Origin of the sequence: Roseimicrobium sp. ORNL1, assembly GCF_011044495.1 — a bacterium.
In the GTDB taxonomy this organism is placed as follows: Bacteria; Verrucomicrobiota; Verrucomicrobiia; order Verrucomicrobiales; family Verrucomicrobiaceae; genus Roseimicrobium.
Genome location: NZ_CP049143.1, coordinates 2,954,535 through 2,972,914, shown reverse-complemented (window position 1 = coordinate 2,972,914; position 18,380 = coordinate 2,954,535). Strand labels below are relative to the sequence as shown.

Sequence of the window (18,380 nt, the reverse complement as noted above, 5' to 3'; positions counted from 1 at the left end):
CAATTCCGCACTGGCAAGCCGAAAATGTAGGCGTCTCCTGACACGAACAGGTGATGGGAGAGATGCTGCACCACCCTGAAGAAGGAAATACACACGATTGGATCCGGACGCTGTGACGCGCAGCGTCCCTGGACTGCGTGCAGCCTGCTGCACGCTTTGCCGCGACGAAGTCGCCTGATCGTTGGAAGATATGACCTTACGAGCAAGTGCCGCCATCGCCACAGCAGGCTGTGGACTCTTCAAAGCGGCAGCAGGGCTGCACGCAGTCCAAGGCCTTCGGCACCGCTTCCATATCCTTCACCTGACGCTCATGGCGCAAAGTGGATTTCTCCACCCGGGAGCGCCCATCCACTCTCCTCAATACATGCCACGCATCACGATTCGTCCGCGGCTGAGCGCATTCATCAGGGGAAAGGCCATCTCGCCAAGCTGCGCCGTGGCACGGTGCCGGAATTTCATGCCTTCCATGGCGTTCCAGAATTCCACATCGTTCAGCTTCGCCAGGGTCTCCGCGTCCTCTGCGAGAGGTTTGATCTTGTAGCTGGTGCGAAACATCTCCGCCCACTCCGGCTCCGTGAGCAGTGCCACTGGGCGGCCATCGACCTCCACCACCCACTCGTCATTGGCTATTTGCGCCTGCCTTGCCATCTCCTCCGGATCCTGCCGCCGCTCGCCGTACCAGATGTCCAGCCCTTCGCGTTGCTGCACCGACTTGAAGCCGGACATGGCAATGCCTCCGAACAGGCGAAGGACTTCGCCGAAGGAATAGGTGCGGAGCTTGCGACCGGAAGTGAAGACGGATTCGCGGAGGATCACAAAGCGCCCCTTCTTGTGCAACGCGCGACTCAGATAAGCTTCTTCGGCAGCGAAAAGTTTCTCATCGAAGCCACCCACCGCTTCGAAGGCCTCGCGTCTGCAGAAGAGAAAACAACCACTCGCCAGCCTGGCCAAACTGTAGAGCGGCATGGCGAGGGACTGCATGATGCGACCATAGAGAGGCAGGCGCCCTTCGAAGCGGAACCGGCAGCCACCGCCCACAGCGCCCTTCTTCTCCATGGCTTCAACGGCAGCGCGCAGGGGATACACACTTACCAGTGTGTCCGCATCCACAAACAGCAGCATGTCTCCCCGCGCCTCACGCGCACCGGCATTGCGTGTAGCGGCGATCTGACGGTGATTCACGTGAATGACACGCACGCCATACTCCTCCGCAATGGCAGCCGTGCGGTCCGTGGAGGCATCGTCCACGACGATGATTTCAGAAGGGAGCCCCAGTTCATCAACTGCCGTGGTCAGATGATACAGCGTCCGCCCGAGGAGGAGTTCCTCGTTATGGGCGGGGATGATGATGGAGAGCATGGATATCAGCGGATGGACAGACCATTACCATTCTGCATCACAAGCCCAGCATCCTTCAATGCAATAGAGAATGCTCTCAGCGCGGCTCATATCTCCCCTTCCCCATCATGTCAGGCAACAGGTGCCGAATGAGGTAGACAATCTTCAGCCATCCGCTGGTCTCAATCAGCAGCAGTACCCCCCAGAGGTCGCTGTGGTCACCTTTGTACCGGCTCTTCCAGTGGAGAATGGTGAGGACATAGGTGAAAAGAAAAACCGGCACGATCAGAAGTGCCACCGCGATGGCGCACGCCTTGGAGCCGGTGGAATCATGAGGCAGGTACCATGCGACCAGACCGAGGGGTATCGCCAGCAAGGCGATTTTCGCCAGAAGCTTCAGAATTCGGAACTTGTTGGAGAAGGGGTGCATGACAATGGAGAAATGCTGCCACGCGAGTGAGCGGCGATCAATGATGGAGGTTAGGGCTTCTGCCCTGACAGCGGGCGTTGGGCCTTCCGGCCCGACAGCAGAAAAGAAACGGGGCCTTGTGCCAGAAGGGCAATGATCGTCAGGCCAGAAGGCCCAACGCCCACTGTCGGACTGGAAAGTCCAACCTCCTTGCACTTCAATCCTGTGCGCTCGACAAAGTCACCATCGCAAGCTTCCCCTTGTGAAATTCATAGTGCACGGTGTGCCCCTCGAAGCGAAACCGAATCCACTCGCGAACTATTCCAAGAAAATCAGCCTTTCCTGTATCCGTCGGCCAGTTGTTCCGCGCTCCCTTGGCCTGGGCTTCCTTGAGCGAAGTAAAAAACGGCACATCGCACTCTTCCTCCAAGTTCAACGACTCGAATTCTTCTGTCGGCTCCAGATAAAGGAAGATGGTATCCAGTATCTGCTTCTCATCGAACATGAACTCGAAGCCGTGTTCGTAGGCGGATGCCCGATACACGTCCGGGGCGTTCTCGCGCGCGCGCGATCGAAGGCATAAATCACCTCCATGTCCGCCCACTCCAACACGTCGATGACCTCGTCAGACTTGAGATGATCACCGAGGTGGCCCAAGAAATACATACTTGGCGACCGTGGTCGGCTACAAATCCAACTCCGGCTTGAAGTCCGCCGCATGATAGCTGCTGCGCACCAGCGGTGCGCTCGCCACATGGCGGAAGCCCTTGTTCAGCGCGATCTGCTTGTAGTTTTCGAAGGTATCTGGATGCACATAGCTCACCACGGGAAGGTGCTGGGGTGAGGGGCGCAGGTACTGGCCGAGGGTGAGGACGGTGACGCCGTGGTCGAGGAGGTCGTCCATGGCCTGGAAGAGCTCCGGCTCGGTCTCGCCGAGGCCGAGCATGAGGCCGCTCTTCGTGGCGACCTTGGTGCCGAGTTCTTCCGCCATTTCCTTGGCGCGCTTCAGCACGTGCAGACTGCGATGGTATTTCGCGCGGCTGCGGACGAGGGGCGTGAGGCGCTCGACGGTTTCCAGGTTGTGATTGAAGATGTGCGGCTTCGAGAGCATCACGGTGCGCAGGGCATCGTCCTTCTCATTGAAGTCAGGCACGAGGATCTCGATGGTGATGGTGGGCTGCACCTCACGCACGGCCTCGATGGTGCGGGCGAAATGCTCCGCGCCGCCATCCGCAACGTCGTCACGCGCCACGGCGGTGATGACGATGTGGTTGAGCTTCATGCGCTTCACCGCCTGGGCCACGCGCTGGGGCTCATCCGCCTCCAGGGCGAAGGGCTTGGCGGTCTTCACCGCGCAGAAACCACAGGCGCGCGTGCAGCGGTCGCCGGCAATCATGAAAGTGGCCGTCCCCTGGCTCCAGCATTCCCAGCGGTTCGGGCACTGGGCTTCTTCGCACACGGTGTGCAGTTTCAGGTCGGAAATGAGGGCCTTGGTGCTCCAGAAGACCGGGTCGCGCGGCAACTTCACCCGGATCCAATCGGGTTTCTTGTCAGTGTGCAGCGCGGGGTCGATCTTGGGGGTCATGTGTCGGATACGTTAAGCAGGGATTTCCGGGCGACAAGTGCTTCGTAAAGTTGCCTTGCTGAGGGGAGAACGCAAAGCAGCGGGCACGGAGGTTAGGCGTCCTCGCCTGACAGTGGGCGTTAGGCCTCCGGCCTGACGGGCAACGGCTCGTGCATGTCGCTTTTCACGCTGCAAGGCCACATCCGGTTAACCGCAAAGAGGCAAAGGACGCAGAGGGGTACAATCACCCCCACACCTTCGCTCAACCCAACGTCAGGCCGGAGGCCTAACGTCCACTGTCAGGCGAGGACGCCCAACCTCCTTTCACCGCCCCCTCAGCGGCAGGGGGTTGTCACAATTCCTGATTTTTTGCAATCCAGTCGTGACCCGTCTTGTCTCAATCACTCCCGCCTGCTGTCCGCACTTCCGCTTTTCCTGCTGGAAATGTGCGACGTATGGTGGAAATACACTCCCCTTCCCTTTCCATGATGTTGCCCCGATTTCTTCATCCCCTCGCCTTTCTTGCCGCGGTTGTTGGGATGACCTGCCTCAGCGCGAGCACGAGCACCCAGGCAGCCAGCTTTGAGCTGAATGCCGAGCAGACCGCCCGCATCCAGCAATACCTGCCCCGCACCTATCCGAAACTCGCCAAGCGCGCCCCGGTGCACGCCATCTGCATTGGCGACAGCGTGATGATCAACTGGGGCCACGGCGCGGACAACGGCAACGTGCTCAAGGCCTGGAACGGCATTTTCCTCCAGGAGCTGGCGGATCAATTCATCTACAATGGCGGCGTGCGCCTGGTGAGGCCTGCCAAGGACCAGCCTGCGAAGCTCACCAACTTCTTTGGACCGGAGATCACGGTGCAGAATTTCTCACGCGGTGGCCGTCTGATTTTCCATGCGCTGCAACCGCTGAGCACGACGGCTTTTGAGAATGATCCGGATCTCGTCATTGTGAGCTACGGCATCAACGACTGCCTCAACGGCCAGCCGCTGGATGTGTACCGCAAGAACGTGCAGCAGGTGGTGGATGTGGTGAAGAGCAAGGGCGCGGACCTCATCTTGTGCGGTCCCTCGCTGATCCTCCTGGATCCGCCGGAGCAGAGCCTCGCGCTCACCCGCCCCTACACGGATACCATGCGTGAGGTGGCGCAGGCGAACGGGGTGTTCTTCGCGGACCTCGGAGATCTGGCGTGGCTCGTCCAGTTCGAGAAGCGCGTGCATCCCCTGGATGAAGTGAAGAAGAAGCTGGCCAAGGAAGCGGCCAAGACTGCAGCCGCGACAGCAGCGGCAGCCGATGCGGCCAAGGACGACCCGAAGGCACCCCCGGCGCCCCCTGCCCCGCGTGGACCCGTGCTGGAGAATCCGATGTCCGAGGAGCTGAGCAACGACCCGGACAAGAAGGCGATGGTGAGTTTCCAGCAGATCGTGGAGTTGCTGAAAACCCGCTTCAACCACGGCGACATCGTGGACCTCGTACACCCTGATACACACAGCCAGCAGCTTCTCGGACGCCGTGTCTACCAGGAACTCATCAATGGCCCCAAGCAAGTGCCCTGGACCATGGCCGCTGCGACGGTGAACCTGGAGAATGCAGAGACCTGCAAGCTGAACTACCGCCTGGAGAATCCCACCCAGGAAGAGCAGACCTACGCCGTGCTGCCCCTGCTCACTCCCACGTGGACCCCGCAGGATGCCCCCAGCCAGGTGACCCTGAAGCCGGGCAAGAAGACCCTGGTAAACATCCTGTACAAGCGCGCCGCTCCCGCCACCTCGCAGGGCCGCTCGGATCTCCTGCCCCCGCATGAGGCCATCTTTCGCCTGCCGATTCTCACCGTGGGCGGCGGCATGGCCCGCATTGAGGAAGCTCGCGCCGGTGTCACCCCCGTCGCGGTGCTGTGGAATACCGGTGCTGCCTTCAACCAGCAGTCGGTAGATCTCGCCGGCCGCATCGCCAATACCAGCGGCCAGACCGTGGTGGGCAAGTGGGAGGCCAAGTGGATGGGCCAGACCGCAACCGGTACCTTCAGCGCGGCAGGCCAGAGCGAGGAACCCTTCCGCGTGAAGTTCAATTTCCCACCGACCACCCGCCAGAAGGGCACCGTGACCTTCCAGGTGACCGTCGGGAGCAACACCTACCGTTTCGACCGCGAACTGGAAGTGGTGCGGAACATCTCGCTGAAGGAGTCCGTGCCGCTGCTCTCACCCAATATCTATGTGCGTGACCAGGTGCAGAACCCGCTCATGCCAGACACCACCTCACCCGGCGTGATCTTCCGCGCGGATGCAGACTCGAATGCGCTCTACCTCACGTATGACATCTACGGCTACCGCCTGCAGGACAGCCCCGCGGGCAGCGGCGCCGTGGGCCTGGAGCTCAGCGTGGATGCTCGCAGCTACGGGAAGCGCCTCGCCCCCGGCTCCACGGATGTCATTCGCATCGTCGCAAGTGCTGCGGACGGAGATGCCACGGTGGGCCCTCTACCTGCATGGGTCTTCGGCAATGAGTACGCCATGTATTACGATGAGAAGCAGGTGAAGTGCCGCGTGACCAGCCGCCCGGATGGCGCGCGCCGCGTGACCATCACCCTGCCACGCGGCTACCTGTACCTGCACGAGTGGGCCATGGGCAATGCAAACAGCGAGCTCGGCATCAACACCACGCTGCAAATCTGGCAGAACGGCGAAAACGGACAGGGCTCATACCAGAACTTCTGCCTGACCTCGAACGGACGTCACCGGGACGATGCGGAATCCCTCGCCGCGCTGGAACTTTCTGACAAGCCCACCGGCCGCTGGACCGTACGGCTCTACTAGCTCTCTTCAGAGAGCTGCCGAATCTGACCCACCCCCCTCATCCAGCCAAGTCCCCCGTGAGCGATCGCGCCGCCAGCCCCGTGTCCGACGTTATTCCCCCAGAAAAAGTCTCCACCAAGGCGAAGCACGGCCTGAAGCATGAGGCCGCGTTCTTCTACAAGTACCTGAAGCCGCACGCGAAGGTGTTCGTTCCCGCGGTGTTGGTGCTGGTGATCACAGGGGGCCTCACGGTGCTGCTGCCCCAACTCGGCAGTGTGCTCATCGACCGCGCGCTCCCGGCAGAGGGCGCTGCGCTGGCGCAGGCGAAGGAGGATGTGAATCGATACGCGCTGATGATTGCGGGCGTGCTCGGCATCCAGGCGATCATGGCCTTCTGGCGCATCCTCTTTTTCAGCCGCGCGGCAGAAGGCGCCCTGGTGAATGTGCGACAGGACACGTTCAGCCGTATACTGAAACTTCCCATGCCCCTGCTCCAGGCACGGCGTGTCGGCGAATTGGGCTCTCGACTGGCGAATGATGTGGAGTCGATTCGCGAAAGTCTGGTGACCACCATCCCGATGTTCATCCGGCACACGGTGATTCTGATCGGGTGCCTCGCGGTGGTCCTCGCCACTTCCCTGAAACTTTCTCTCTTCATGCTGGCCTGCATTCCGGCGGCCATCCTGCTCGTTGCCTTGTTCGGCAAGCGCATTCGCAAGGTGTCACGGCAAGCTCAAGACGAACTGGCCGCCAGTCAGGTCGTGGTGGACGAGAGCCTGCAGAGCATCGTGAGCGTGAAGGCTTATGCCAATGAAGCTTATGAAATCGGCCGCTACGGCATGTTCCTCGATCGCTTCCTGAAGTCCGCCATTCGCGGCGCATGGTTGCGCGGAGCGTTTGTGGCATTTGTGATCTTCGTTTTCACCAGCGTGGTCGTGCTCTGCGTGTGGTTCGGCGTGCGCATGGTCCAGGACGGCGAAATCACCCGTAAGGCTTTCATTGCCCTCGCCTTCACCACGGGCGCCCTCAGCGCCTCCATCGCCATGCTTCCGGAGCTTGTCTCGCAGCTACAGAAAACAGGAGGCGCCCTGGAGCGGGTTCGCGAATTGCTTGAGGAGCCGGAAGAAGCTCTCGAGGGAGAACCCGTGAAACTGCGCGGTGCCATCTCCATGCGCGATGTGTGGTTCCGCTATCCCTCACGCCCGGAAGCACCGGTGCTGGCGGAGTTCAATCTGGAAGCCGCACCGGGGCAGAAGATCGCCCTCGTGGGTCCCAGTGGCGCGGGCAAGAGCACGGTGGTGAACCTGCTCTACCGCTTTTACCAGCCGGACAAGGGCGAACTCCTGTTGGACGGCAGACCTTCCTCAGACTATCCCCTCGCCTCCCTGCGCAAGAACTTCGCGCTCGTGCCGCAGGAGGTGCTGCTCTTTGGCGGCTCCATCGAGGAGAACATTCGCTACGGCAGACCCAATGCGACCGAGGCAGAAATCATCGAGGCGGCGAAGCAGGCCAACGCGCATCAATACATCGAGAAACTTCCCGAGGGATACAAGACCCTCGTAGGTGAGCGCGGCACGCAGCTCAGTGGTGGTCAGCGCCAGCGCATCGCGATCGCCCGCGCCATTCTCGCGAATCCGGCCATTCTGGTACTGGATGAAGCGACCAGCAGCCTGGATTCCGAGAGCGAGCGTCTGGTACAGGAGGCGCTGGACAAGCTCATGGAAAATCGCACCAGCATCATCATCGCCCACCGTCTCAGCACCGTGCGCCGTGCGGACCAGATTCTCGTGATGAGCGGCGGCACCGTGGTGGAGAATGGCACGCATGATGAGCTCTACGCCCGCGAGCACAGCCTGTACCGCACGCTGGCGAAGCTGCAGCTGGAGCATTGAGTTGAGTTGTTAACCTGCTTCGCACGCTTCACACCACATGAGCTTTTACGAGATGGCAGAGAGGGTAGACTCGAAAGAGTCATTCTTGGATTTTGTTCAGGCGCTCGCGGCGGACGCGGCGGCGGCTGATGAAGAGCCCGAGATCACCGCCGACGGGAAGTTGAATCTGAGCCCTGGCGGTTGGGAGAATGGGAGCATTGCTGCTTTCCTTGGCGCGATGTCGACATGGAGCTCAGCCAATTCCGGCATCACCGGCGAGCCGATGGTTTCGGAACAGGCATCATGGCGTGCATTCGCAGAGATTTTGCATTCCGGAAAGTTTTACGAGTGAGATGTGTCGCGCATGCGGTGGGCGAACGCCGATTGCGTCCGCTTCCCACCGCGATTCGTTCTGGCTATCGTAGTCGTGCAAGACGCCATGAGCCTGCCCCCCCTCATCTGGGATACGTTCCAAGCGCTGCATGCCCCGCCGCAGGCGATGGATGACCTTTGGGCGGAGGGATGGAGGCATTTCGGCGCGGAGTTCTTCCGCTACAGCGTGAGTCCGCAGGCGGACGGCTGGCAGACCATCGTGCCGCTGCGCTTGAGCCTTGCAGGCCTCACCCTCACCAAAAGCCAGCGGCGCGTGCTGAGGAAGAATGAGGACGTGGAACTGCGCGTCGTGCCTGCCACGATTTCCGACGAAGCGAAGGCCATGTTCCAGCGGCACAAGGAGCGCTTCACTGAGAATGTCCCCGAGGCGCTCACCACCTTCCTCTCCACAGAGCCGGGCACCGTCCCCTGTCGTTGCATGGAGTTCCAGGCATGGGTCGCGGGCAAGCTGGCCGCCATCAGCTACCTCGACCTAGGAGAGAAAGCAGTGTCCAGCGTGTACGGCATGTTCGACCCGGAGCATGCCAAGCGCAGCCTCGGCATCTACACCCTCCTGCAGGAAATGTTGTGGGCGCAGGCACAGGGGTACGCCCTGTACTACCCCGGCTACGCCACCAGCGGGTCGAGCGCGTATGATTACAAAAAGCAGCTCCAGGGGCTGCAAGGCTACTGCTGGACCCAGCAGCGGTGGATGCCCCGGGAGGCAATCAAGGTGGGGACGTGGGTGATGGGGTGAGTAGGGCTGGAGTGTCGGGTCTCTCTAGCTATACGCATTCTAGTTCAATTCCTTCTCCATGACCTCCTTCTCACGAATGAGAAATTCCTTTAACAGCACAACTGAGCCAACGAAAACGACAACGCAATAGTTCAGACCAACCTCGGCTCCTTAAACGAAGTGGCACAGCTGCTTGCACGAGTGAACGCGATTTCGCTGGTGAGTGGCGCCTTTAACGGGTTAATTGCACGGACTTCATGAATTTCCTCACAGAGACGGTTCAACTAGTCCACGGGATCGTGGGGGTAAATCTACAGATAAAATGTTTGCAGGAAGTCCCCATCCCGCACACAAAATTTATGGAGTTAATCGAGCCTTTCCGTGATCGATGTGAGGGGGAAGAGTCTTTTACAGTACCTTTGTTGTCTTCCAGCCCTCATCCCCTTGGTTTGTATGGAAGCCTTCACGGACACTTTCATGGAGAATCTATTTCTGATCTAAAACTCCAACTTAGACGAAAGCCAGAAGCAACTCCCCCTAAAGGAATTATAGAGAAAAGCGAACTTGCCGGAGGATGGCCATGGGGATTTTTCAAGGTTTTGGCGGAACTTAAAGAGCCCGAAATACTATGTGATGTGCATATCAGAGGGTGGGTGATGGACACAAACCAGACTCCCATTGTAATTTCGATGAGAGATTCATCGCCTTTGCCCGGCTTTAAAGTTGTCGCTGAGAAACTGACCGTCGAATCCGAATCCCCTCCATGCAACGGATTAGAGATCGAATTAATTAAAGACAGCGCAAGATTTACGATTTCAAGCAATTTTCCATTGCGGTTGGACGGTCAATGCATGGAAAAAGCTTGTGAGTTGACGTGGCCGATACTAAAACAAGTCTTCAAGTAAGATGCCTACTCAAGAACAATCTATACGTAAGATATTTCGGTTGGAGGCTTCTTCTACAGAGGAAGAGGAGCGTCTAGCTTATTCTTTGAATCACCGTGCTGGGAGGAATGCCACGGGACATGATGTTTCGGAATGGAATTATGACACTGGCGTTGAGCTAGCGGTCAGCAAGGCGTATGAGTATGTTCAGAAGGTCAAGGCTGCGCTCCAATTGGCAGCCTTGGAGCTAAGAATCAGCCGCCTTGAGGAAGTATCCAAAAGACAAGAGGAAGTAATTAGAACTCAAGGGGAAGTGTTAGCGTTACTTCAGGACAAGGAAGTGCAATCACCCCCTCTGGGCGACTTTGAAAAGTGGATGTCCTCAGAAGCAGCCCTTAAGTTTTCAGGGATGCACGTAGGATTCTTGGAGGGTGAAGGTGTAATCGCGTCAGCGGAAACATTTGGTGAGTTGCTTGCCAAATTGGCGGATAATGATCGCGGCGATGATGCGATCACGGCATTTGTCTCTCATGGTCCCCAGTAACTTCGTTAGAGGTAATTTCGATATTTGGAGGATGCCAATTGGGCACGTTTCCTTTCTCGTGGACGGAGCTGATTCGCGCCCGATAACTGCACTTCTGGATACGGGTGCACACTCCAATTTGTTAGCCATGGAAGTGGCGCAACTTCTCTTGGGAATGTCTTCGGAGAAGATAAAAAAAGATCGAGCTGTGGAGAAAAAGTTCAATCCGGCGGGACCGGATGAATTTGTGTCCTATGGATGGAAGCTGACCTTCAAGTTGCGTGGTACAGCCAGGGCCAAAGACTTTCTGTTATTCCGAGACTCGATGGTGTACATCACGGAAAGCAAACTTCCCCAAACCATGCTCTTTGGTCAAACAGACGGCTTTCAGGAGAAGATTTTCAAACACTACAGCCGGTCAATTAATCGATTTTGGGAAATCCGTGTTTGATTGGTATGGAATTTCAAAAGAAACATTTGAGGGCAGACGCAAATCAGGTTGTCGCCGCTTAGTGGCAACGGTTGTTCCGTGAAACGAGATGGGGGGGGGAACGGAGCCGACCGCAGGAGGTGACGGGAGTGAAGGGGTAAGCTCAACTCACCTTGCGTTAGAGAAGCCAGACGAAGGAGGAATCTCCTCGCGAAGGGACTCGCGAGCTACGTTCCAACATCCCCCTTGCCAGCCGCCGTCCGGTGAGGCATCGTTTTGGTCCAAAACATCCTGTTTCTCCCTCCTGCCCCCATGCCCACCTACGAGTACGAATGCACCACCTGCGGCCACCAGTTCGAGGCCGTGCAGTCGATGAAGGACCCCAAGCTCACGGATTGCCCCCAAGAGAGCTGTGCCGGACCGGTGCAACGCAAGCTCGGCAAGGGCGCTGGCATCATTTTCAAGGGCAGCGGCTTCTACATCACCGACTACCGCAGCGAATCCTACAAGGCTGCCGCCAAGAAGGATAGTGCCGGCGGGGGCGGTGGAGACAGCGGCGGCTCGTCGTCGTCGTCCTCATCGAGTTCCTCGTCTTCCAGCTCAAGCACAGGCTCAGGCTCCAGTTCGACCTCCTCTTCCAGCAGCGGTGGTTCCAGTTCGTCCGGGACCTCCAGCAAGGTTGCCTGATCGGCTCCGGTCCTGCCACCGCCACGGCATCTGCGCCGTCCCCTTCCTCCCACCACTCCGGCTCGCGCGTGTTTCGATTTGCCTACAATCTCTTCCTCATCGCGTGGCTCGGTCTTTTCACTGCTGCGGTGGTCCAAAGTCACCGCGCAGCGGACTGGTCCCACCTGCGGGGGTTGGAGCCTGCGGCGAAGAATGCCACACCGCCCATCATTGACCGCATCGAGCAAGCCGTGTGGCGTCGCAATGCCACACTGGAGTTGAGCGAGGAGGATGTGAATCGCTACCTCGCAGCGACCGTCCAGGGCCACCAATCGGCATTTACGGAGTCCCTGAAGCCTTTTGATCGGGTAGCGCTCGACTTCGAGCCGGGCGTCGCCCGCGTCTGCCTGTCCTGGGGAGGGCCGGAGAAGAGGCACTCCACCACGGCATCGCTGGATTTCACGGTGAAGCGCGAGGGCGGGAATTTCGTGGTGGAGGTGCAGCGTGGCGCCTTTGGCCGGCTGCCGCTGCCCCGTGGCGTGATGAGCGCGCTGGTGCCGGGATTGCAGAGCCTCACCGAGAGCCTGGCGACCGAAATCCACACGGTGTTCCAGATGAACCAGATCCGCTTCGAGAAGGACAAGGTCATCCTCGACCCGCGCTCGGAAACGGTGAAGTCGTGATCTACGCGCTTTCCGTCTGAGTGACTTTCTGTCTTCTTGTCTGCCTGACTTCCTGATATTCTGACCCGCCGGTCTCCCGATTGCCTGTCTGCCCGCCTGCCCGCCCATGCGCCTGCGCACCCTCATCAGCACCCCGCTTCTGCATCTCCCTCTGGTCCCCCTGTCCCTGTGGATTGGGCTCTGCCTCCTCGCTTCGGTATCACTCGAAGCGCAAGATACTGCAGTCCCTGCCCCCCTGCCAGCCGGTGCCACGGCGCCCATTCCTGCAGCAGACCTCGCCGCTCCTCCCAGGGCACAGCAGCCGACTCACGCCCAACCGGGCCCCACGCTCAGCAGCTCCGTGAGCTCAAGCAAGCAGTTCGTCGTGCACGGTGCTGACCTTTCCGTGCGCAGCACCTTCTGTCTGATGAGCGAGGAGACGGCAGCGACGCTCGGTCGCCTGCTGAAGGATGAGGGGCGCTACGCCATCCCGGTCGTGGTGGAAGTGAAGACTCCGCCGAATATCAATCCCGCTGAGCCGCCGGTGAAGTACAGGATCAGCCTCATGGACTACGGCGGCTTCCACCTGCAGCTCTCCGTGCAGCTCCGCAATGACTTCCGCACAGAGGACTACACCCGCGAACTGGTGCGCATTCTCCTGGCGGAGCGCATCCTGAGAAATCACAAGGATATCAACACCGCACGGGAAAAGCCCATCCTCCCCGAGTGGCTGCTCACCGGTGTGATGCAGGCCATGGAATTCCGCAGCCGCAACCGGCCCAGCGTGCTCTTCGCCGCTGTGTTCAAGAGCGGCCAGGTCTACAGCATCGACCGCATTCTCGCGGCAGATCCGAAGAATCTCGAAGCGCAATCCCGCGGCATCTATGAAGTGTCTTCGTGTGCCTTGCTGCTGACTTTGCTCGACCAGCCGGATGGTCCGCTGCGTGTATCCCGGTTTCTCGATGCGCTGGCCATGGATGACCGGCCGGATCGCGAACTGCTCCAGCAGCACTTCCCCACCCTGGGGGCTTCGAAGAACAGCCTGGAAAAATGGTGGACGCTGCAGATGGCCTCGCTCGCCACGCCGTCGGCCTTCGAGGCCATGACCATCAAGGAGACAGAGGAGATGCTCGACAAGGCACTCACGCTCCACTTCACGGATCGCATCGGTGAAGAGCCTGAAGACGTGAAGGCAGGCCGCCTGGGCAAGGGCATCCTCGGCTGGCTGAAGCGCGACGACAAAGCGAAGGACAAGGCAAAAGCCAAGGAGCAGGAGGCGGCCAAGCCTCAGGAAGTCGCCACAGCGGTGTCCAACGCTCCGCAGATGCCCATTTCCAATGCAGCCTCCTCGGCGCTGCCGGTGGAAGGCACCGCCCCCTCGGACTTCCCCGCGCCTCTCGGCAAGCCGATGTCTGACCTGCCTCCGCTGCCTGATTCTTTGGCGCCGACTACGGGTGCGAATGCACCTGGGCCTCAGGATGCGCTTCCGTCCATGCCTGCCGCCTCTTCACCGGCTGCGGATGCGGCACCCCCATCTGCAACTCCTGCTCCTTCTCCCGATGCTCCTCCCGCAGATACTGCCAGGGAGAAGGAAAAGGACAAAGAAGCTGCGAAGTCCGCTGGCGACACCAAACCCAAGGAAGAAGCTGCCGCAGAGAAAGAGAAGCCGAAGCCCCGTCGCCCCGCACCCAAGCCGACCGCAAAGCCTGCTGAATCCAAGCCGGCCACACCTGCTGGTAGTAACTCCGCTCCTGCTGCACCCGCAACCCAGCCGGGCAAGGAGAAGGAGAAAGACAAGGCCGCGGAAAAACCTGCTGACGGTGCGAAGCCGCCAGCCGAAGGCACAGGCACGGACACACCGGAAGCGCCGAAGGAGCGCAAGGGTTTCCGTTTTCCGAAAATTTTCGGCGGGAAGGATGTGACCTACACCATCATGCTCTTCGCGATGGCTGCCGTGGCAGAGAGTGCGATCACACCCAAGGAGAAGGAAAATCAAAAGCCTGCGACGAAGGAAGAAGAGAAAGCCAAAACGGAAGAAGCCGCCGTGCCTGCACTTCCGCGTAACAATCGCCGCGCAGGAGCAAAGCCTCCCGGCCTGCCAGAGTCTCCAGCACCTGCGAAGCCTGCCGCTCCTGCTCCCACTCCTGCACCCGCAGCAAAACCCGCAGAAGCTCCCGCTCCCGCTCCCGCTCCCGCGACTACGGCAGAAGAAGCAACACCCGCGACGGAAAAGAAGCCCGGGCGATTCAATCCCCTGAAGTGGTTCAAGCGCGAGGACAAAGAGAAGAAGGAAGAAGAGGCAACTGCCGGCACGCCCACTCCCGGTGCTCCTGCCCCAGTTGAGGCAGACAAATCAGCCTCCGCCCCGGCCCGCTCCACACCCGCACGCGCTGCCACCGACCTGCCGGAGAAGGCAATCGAGCCGCCGTCCCAGCCCAGCACTAGTGGCCGCACCGCATCGCGCTCGTCATCTTCGGACTCCGGTTCCAGCTCCAAGCGCAAGCCCGAGCTGGCTGCTCTGGAAGACTATCGCCGCATCTGGAAACGCTCCGACCGTGAGGACATCCTCAATCGAAATCTCGCGATGCTCAACGCGCTGACCATGCGCGCGCATCCGCTCTACAGGCCGCTCGTGGAAGACTACGCCGCCGTGGTGCAGCAACTGGTGAATGGCAAGGAACGCGGTGTGGCGGAGAAGCTGGAAACCCTGCGCCAGCGCCGCATGCAGATCCAGGGCAAGGCGAAGGCCGTGGAGAGCTTCCTCGACTGGTATGAGGCTTCTGAAACGCAGAACTACAGCAACCTCTTCGACGACTACCTGAAGCTCCGCGACCGCCTGGAACGCGAGCGCTCCCAGCGCCCCGATGTTCTCTCGCGCTATCTGGATTCGCTGGAGAAGGAGTATGAGTGAGGGGTGGAGAGTGCGCAGTAGCCAGTCATCAGTGTTCAGTAAGTAGTGAGTGGCAATACCGTGAAGAGCTAAAAACACGTCTTGATGCCAGACCTGTGAGAGGCGCGCCATTCAATCCCAAGGTGAAGCACCGGGCAGTTCAAAGGAGCGTGGACACTCTTGTCCGCCATCCCTGACACGCCAATCTCTTTCATCTGGCAGGCAAGGCCACATTCCACCAGCTGCTCCAGAGGCGTCCCTCGCAGCCTCCACATGAGGGAAGTCGCTACGCAACAGAACGGCGGACAAGAGTGTCCACGCTCCTTTGCCCAGTCCCCCGCTCCCTGCACAGGACCCTTTTCGACTGCTGATGGACGCCCCTTCTGACTACCGACTACTCGCTCCAAAAACCCTTTCCCCTCCTTCCGTGTCATGGCACTCTGGCGGCATGAAAGCCAAACCGATTCCTCAAGGATACGAAGGCGCGACACCCTACCTCGTCTGCAAGGACGCCAAGGCGACAATTGAGTTCTATAAGAAAGCATTCGGCGCCATCCTGGAGTACCAGCTCCACATGCCCGATGGCAAGATCGGCCACGCAGAGATGGAGATCGGCGGTGGCACGATCATGCTGGCAGATGAGTTTCCTGATTGGAAATGTCTGAGCCCGGCGACGATTGGCGGTTCGGGTTCCTCAACCCTCATCTATGTGGAAGATGTGGATGCCTTCTTTCAAAAGGCGGTGGCCGCAGGCGCGAAGGTGCTACAGCCTCTGGAGGACGCCTTCTATGGCGACCGTACCTGCAAGCTGGAGGATCCCTCGGGCCATGCGTGGACCTTCTCCACCCGTGTCGAAGATGTTTCCCCAGAGGAAATGCAACGCCGCCTCAACGAGCGATGCAAGCAGTAGGGCCCGGCCAGCGCGGAATCATGAGATGAACACCGCCCCACTCGATACTCTTCCCTGGGTGGAGCAAATCTCATCGAAGGGCACGGAAGATCTTTTGTATCTCGTGGTGGCGGATCATCCGAGGAAGGATATTTTTCACTATCCCGACAGCGGGGAGTAGGACATCAAACCGCAGCGAGCATTTTTTTGGAGATGAACGAGAAAGAGAATCATGAGGGTGAGGCATAGGGGGACACGGACACAACGGAGGCGGGTGCAAACACGAACCCGGGCACGACAGGCATCTGCATCCACCGCACATCGGAAGCGGCTGGTTCAAACGTGGGAGGCGTTTCTGAATGCGTCTGGAAACGCGGTGACGCTTGAGGAATTCAAGACGCATCTGGCGATGCAGCGGAAGGCGAAACGCACACGCAAACTCACGGATGCCGCGGCTACGAATGCGTCAGAATCAGGGAGCCCTGCGGCATCGGATCATAGTGCGCTGTGAGGTTTGCGAGGCAGAGGCCGCAAAATTGGATGGCTCCCTTTCGCTACACCGCCTTGCAGGTCTCGATGTGGTCCGTGCAGGGGACAGTGTCTCCGCGCGAGGCGGGGCCTGAGATGTCGACGACAGATGCAGATTTCCTTGATATCCCTTAACTCGATATTTCGCGAGAGGGCCTCTGCCTGGGGATAGTCCCCGTCTACATTCGCCTCACGAAGCAGTTGAGAGGCGGCGCGACGCGACGAGGGCGACCGCCTGCCGAGAAGCAACACTGCGAGGTGATACATCGCCTCTTCGCGGCTGTAGTCCGTGACACACTCAGAGCCTATGGCACAACGATATGCTTGCTCAGCAGCTTTCTCATCTTTTTGAACACCGATGCCATGCTGGAGGCAGTAGCCCCATTCCATTTGAGCTTCACCATCCCCTAGCTCGGAAGCCTTCCGATACCAATGGGCTGAAAGCCTGAAGTTCTCCAGAATACGATACGCCGCTGCCAGGTTCGACATGGCAACCACATCCCCTCGAACGGCCTTGGGGCGCCACTTCTCGATGTACTTCCTTTCTCGCTCCAGCGTGCTCATGCGTTCCTCTCCGGCCGACTTGATGTTATTGCACAGTTCAGTGCGTTTGTCACCGAGACCGTTTCAGTTCACGGGTGCATCAGAATCAGCGCCCCCTGCTGCATCAGATCATACAACGCCATGAGGTCTGCCTCCCGCAGGCTCAGGCAGCCCCACGTGAGATGCTGCGGACCATCCGGCCAGTCGCTGGCCCAGCCGTGAATGCCCACGCCGCCACCGAGGCTGGTCTTGGCGGGTGGCATCTTGCGTGCGTTCGTGGCGGAGACGATGGTGGTGCACTGGCTCTCGGTGATGCGGCCCTCGGCCAATGCCAAGCGGGCATCATAGGCATTCGGATAACTGATGCGGATCCACGCCTTGCCGAGGTAGTCGCCGTAGTCGCCGCCGAAGGGTCCCTTCGCCTTCTGCGTGATGCGGTACTCCCCTTCCGGGGTGCGATTGTCGCCTTCGCGCGTCTTCGGACCGATGGGATCCTGGCTGAGTGCGATGGGAAAGGTGCTCACGAGCTTTCCCTTGCGAAAAAGGTAGAGCCGATAGTCCTGCTTCATGGCAATGAAGATCTCCGGCTCACGCGAGGGCACGAGGAGCTTGCGGCGTTCGCGGATGAAAGCGGACGGCGTGAGTGTGGGCGATGCAGGCGCGCCGGCAGTCTCCACTTGAATGCCGAGCATCAATCCCGTGGGTGCATCCCCCGCTCCCCGGGCAATCACGCCAATCTGCTGACGTCGTTTCACTGGATCACCGGGCTTCAGCTTGGTGTCAGCTATGCCCTTGTAGTAAGACACCGCCGTGCGGAGCGTGCCGTTTTCGACAAAGCGATGCTCTATCTCGATGACCGATCTTTCCGCAGCTCCATCATCGATGACGGAACGCACCGTGCCACTGCCGATAGCGTACACGGATTGACCTGCATCCGTGGCACCACCACCCTGGCCATTCCAAAGTTCGCCTGGGAACGCAACGTCAACGGAGCCTCCTGCCTCTGGTAAGACAGGAGTGATACTCCAGCCCTGATGATAGCGTCGCGTGCTCTTGTCCCGGTAGCTGCCCTTGCCGTTCACATCTCCGGCAGGGAAGTCGAAGCCATCACAAAGAGCAGCATCGAGCAACAAGGCGACGCGAGGCACCTCGTGCAGAGCAGGCGACTGTGTTTGTGTCTCCGCAACCGGCACCACTTCTTGAGCCGCAAGAGTGAGTGCAGCAACGAAACCACTCACCCAGATACACAGGCAAAGAGAGCGCATGAACCGCATGAC

At 59.6% G+C, this 18,380-nt stretch carries 17 protein-coding genes; 12 read left to right on the top strand and 5 right to left on the bottom strand.

What is annotated here, in order from left to right; translation table 11 throughout:
- Positions 1–357 precede the first annotated feature (357 nt).
- The 4 genes from G5S37_RS12025 to lipA all read right to left on the bottom strand — a co-directional run bounded on the left by G5S37_RS12025 (position 358) and on the right by lipA (position 3,332).
- A complete protein-coding gene (locus G5S37_RS12025) occupies positions 358–1,359 on the bottom strand; it encodes a glycosyltransferase (RefSeq protein WP_165204121.1) in 1,002 nt (333 codons plus the stop codon).
- A 76-nt stretch (positions 1,360–1,435) separates the two neighbouring features.
- Positions 1,436–1,768: a hypothetical protein gene (locus G5S37_RS12020; protein WP_165204118.1), complete on the bottom strand. Its 333-nt coding sequence runs from the start codon at positions 1,766–1,768 to the stop codon at positions 1,436–1,438.
- 196 nt (positions 1,769–1,964) lie between these two features.
- Positions 1,965–2,291 carry a hypothetical protein gene (locus G5S37_RS12015; protein WP_165204115.1) on the bottom strand — a complete coding sequence of 109 codons (327 nt, stop codon included), beginning with the start codon at positions 2,289–2,291 and terminating at the stop codon, positions 1,965–1,967.
- A gap of 141 nt (positions 2,292–2,432) precedes the next feature.
- Positions 2,433–3,332 (bottom strand): lipoyl synthase, encoded by a 900-nt coding sequence (gene lipA / locus G5S37_RS12010; RefSeq protein ID WP_165204112.1) that lies wholly within the window; start codon positions 3,330–3,332, stop codon positions 2,433–2,435.
- A gap of 518 nt (positions 3,333–3,850) precedes the next feature.
- Here lipA and G5S37_RS12005 point away from each other — a divergent pair.
- The 12 genes from G5S37_RS12005 (at position 3,851) to G5S37_RS32680 (ending at position 16,213) form a co-directional block, all read left to right on the top strand.
- A complete protein-coding gene (locus tag G5S37_RS12005) occupies positions 3,851–6,130 on the top strand; it encodes an SGNH/GDSL hydrolase family protein (RefSeq protein ID WP_165204109.1) in 2,280 nt (759 codons plus the stop codon).
- Positions 6,131–6,186: 56 nt separating this feature from the next.
- Positions 6,187–8,001, top strand: coding sequence for an ABC transporter transmembrane domain-containing protein (locus G5S37_RS12000; protein ID WP_206026413.1), 1,815 nt, complete (start codon positions 6,187–6,189; stop codon positions 7,999–8,001).
- 37 nt (positions 8,002–8,038) lie between these two features.
- On the top strand, positions 8,039–8,332 hold the full coding sequence (locus tag G5S37_RS11995) for a hypothetical protein (protein ID WP_165204106.1): 294 nt from the start codon (positions 8,039–8,041) through the stop codon (positions 8,330–8,332).
- Positions 8,333–8,419: 87 nt separating this feature from the next.
- Complete coding sequence (locus G5S37_RS11990; RefSeq protein WP_165204102.1) at positions 8,420–9,109, top strand: GNAT family N-acetyltransferase; 690 nt, start codon at positions 8,420–8,422, stop codon at positions 9,107–9,109.
- Positions 9,110–9,345: 236 nt separating this feature from the next.
- Positions 9,346–9,993, top strand: coding sequence for a hypothetical protein (locus tag G5S37_RS11985; protein WP_165204099.1), 648 nt, complete (start codon positions 9,346–9,348; stop codon positions 9,991–9,993).
- 1 nt (position 9,994) lies between these two features.
- Positions 9,995–10,516, top strand: coding sequence for a hypothetical protein (locus tag G5S37_RS11980; protein WP_165204096.1), 522 nt, complete (start codon positions 9,995–9,997; stop codon positions 10,514–10,516).
- 58 nt (positions 10,517–10,574) lie between these two features.
- Entirely contained in the window at positions 10,575–10,946 is a 372-nt protein-coding gene (locus G5S37_RS11975) for a hypothetical protein (RefSeq protein ID WP_165204093.1), read from the top strand.
- A 291-nt stretch (positions 10,947–11,237) separates the two neighbouring features.
- The gene (locus G5S37_RS11970) at positions 11,238–11,612 is read left to right on the top strand and encodes an FmdB family zinc ribbon protein (protein WP_165204090.1); all 375 of its coding nucleotides are present in this window, start codon (positions 11,238–11,240) and stop codon (positions 11,610–11,612) included.
- 68 nt (positions 11,613–11,680) lie between these two features.
- Positions 11,681–12,274, top strand: a complete 594-nt coding sequence (locus G5S37_RS11965; RefSeq protein ID WP_165204087.1) for a hypothetical protein — start codon at positions 11,681–11,683, stop codon at positions 12,272–12,274.
- A gap of 106 nt (positions 12,275–12,380) precedes the next feature.
- Entirely contained in the window at positions 12,381–15,164 is a 2,784-nt protein-coding gene (locus G5S37_RS32300; protein ID WP_206026412.1) for a hypothetical protein, read from the top strand.
- A 427-nt stretch (positions 15,165–15,591) separates the two neighbouring features.
- On the top strand, positions 15,592–16,053 hold the full coding sequence (locus G5S37_RS11955; protein WP_165204084.1) for a VOC family protein: 462 nt from the start codon (positions 15,592–15,594) through the stop codon (positions 16,051–16,053).
- A gap of 25 nt (positions 16,054–16,078) precedes the next feature.
- The gene (locus G5S37_RS32680; RefSeq protein WP_276617040.1) at positions 16,079–16,213 is read left to right on the top strand and encodes a hypothetical protein; all 135 of its coding nucleotides are present in this window, start codon (positions 16,079–16,081) and stop codon (positions 16,211–16,213) included.
- Positions 16,214–17,192: 979 nt separating this feature from the next.
- Here the strand turns inward: G5S37_RS32680 and G5S37_RS11950 are convergent.
- Positions 17,193–18,368 carry a L,D-transpeptidase family protein gene (locus G5S37_RS11950; RefSeq protein WP_165204081.1) on the bottom strand — a complete coding sequence of 392 codons (1,176 nt, stop codon included), beginning with the start codon at positions 18,366–18,368 and terminating at the stop codon, positions 17,193–17,195.
- Between the last annotated feature and the right edge of the window lie 12 nt (positions 18,369–18,380).

What these genes read in the sequence shown, in the direction of transcription:
- G5S37_RS12025 (WP_165204121.1), bottom strand. Translation starts at nt 1,359, where the DNA reads ATGCTCTCCATCATCATCCCCGCCCATAACGAGGAACTCCTCCTCGGG.
- G5S37_RS12020 (WP_165204118.1), bottom strand. Translation starts at nt 1,768, where the DNA reads ATGCACCCCTTCTCCAACAAGTTCCGAATTCTGAAGCTTCTGGCGAAA.
- lipA (WP_165204112.1), bottom strand. Translation starts at nt 3,332, where the DNA reads ATGACCCCCAAGATCGACCCCGCGCTGCACACTGACAAGAAACCCGAT.
- G5S37_RS12005 (WP_165204109.1), top strand. Translation starts at nt 3,851, where the DNA reads ATGACCTGCCTCAGCGCGAGCACGAGCACCCAGGCAGCCAGCTTTGAG.
- G5S37_RS11995 (WP_165204106.1), top strand. Translation starts at nt 8,039, where the DNA reads ATGAGCTTTTACGAGATGGCAGAGAGGGTAGACTCGAAAGAGTCATTC.
- G5S37_RS11990 (WP_165204102.1), top strand. Translation starts at nt 8,420, where the DNA reads ATGAGCCTGCCCCCCCTCATCTGGGATACGTTCCAAGCGCTGCATGCC.
- G5S37_RS11985 (WP_165204099.1), top strand. Translation starts at nt 9,346, where the DNA reads ATGAATTTCCTCACAGAGACGGTTCAACTAGTCCACGGGATCGTGGGG.
- G5S37_RS11980 (WP_165204096.1), top strand. Translation starts at nt 9,995, where the DNA reads ATGCCTACTCAAGAACAATCTATACGTAAGATATTTCGGTTGGAGGCT.
- G5S37_RS11970 (WP_165204090.1), top strand. Translation starts at nt 11,238, where the DNA reads ATGCCCACCTACGAGTACGAATGCACCACCTGCGGCCACCAGTTCGAG.
- G5S37_RS32300 (WP_206026412.1), top strand. Translation starts at nt 12,381, where the DNA reads ATGCGCCTGCGCACCCTCATCAGCACCCCGCTTCTGCATCTCCCTCTG.
- G5S37_RS11955 (WP_165204084.1), top strand. Translation starts at nt 15,592, where the DNA reads ATGAAAGCCAAACCGATTCCTCAAGGATACGAAGGCGCGACACCCTAC.
- G5S37_RS32680 (WP_276617040.1), top strand. Translation starts at nt 16,079, where the DNA reads ATGAACACCGCCCCACTCGATACTCTTCCCTGGGTGGAGCAAATCTCA.
- G5S37_RS11950 (WP_165204081.1), bottom strand. Translation starts at nt 18,368, where the DNA reads ATGCGCTCTCTTTGCCTGTGTATCTGGGTGAGTGGTTTCGTTGCTGCA.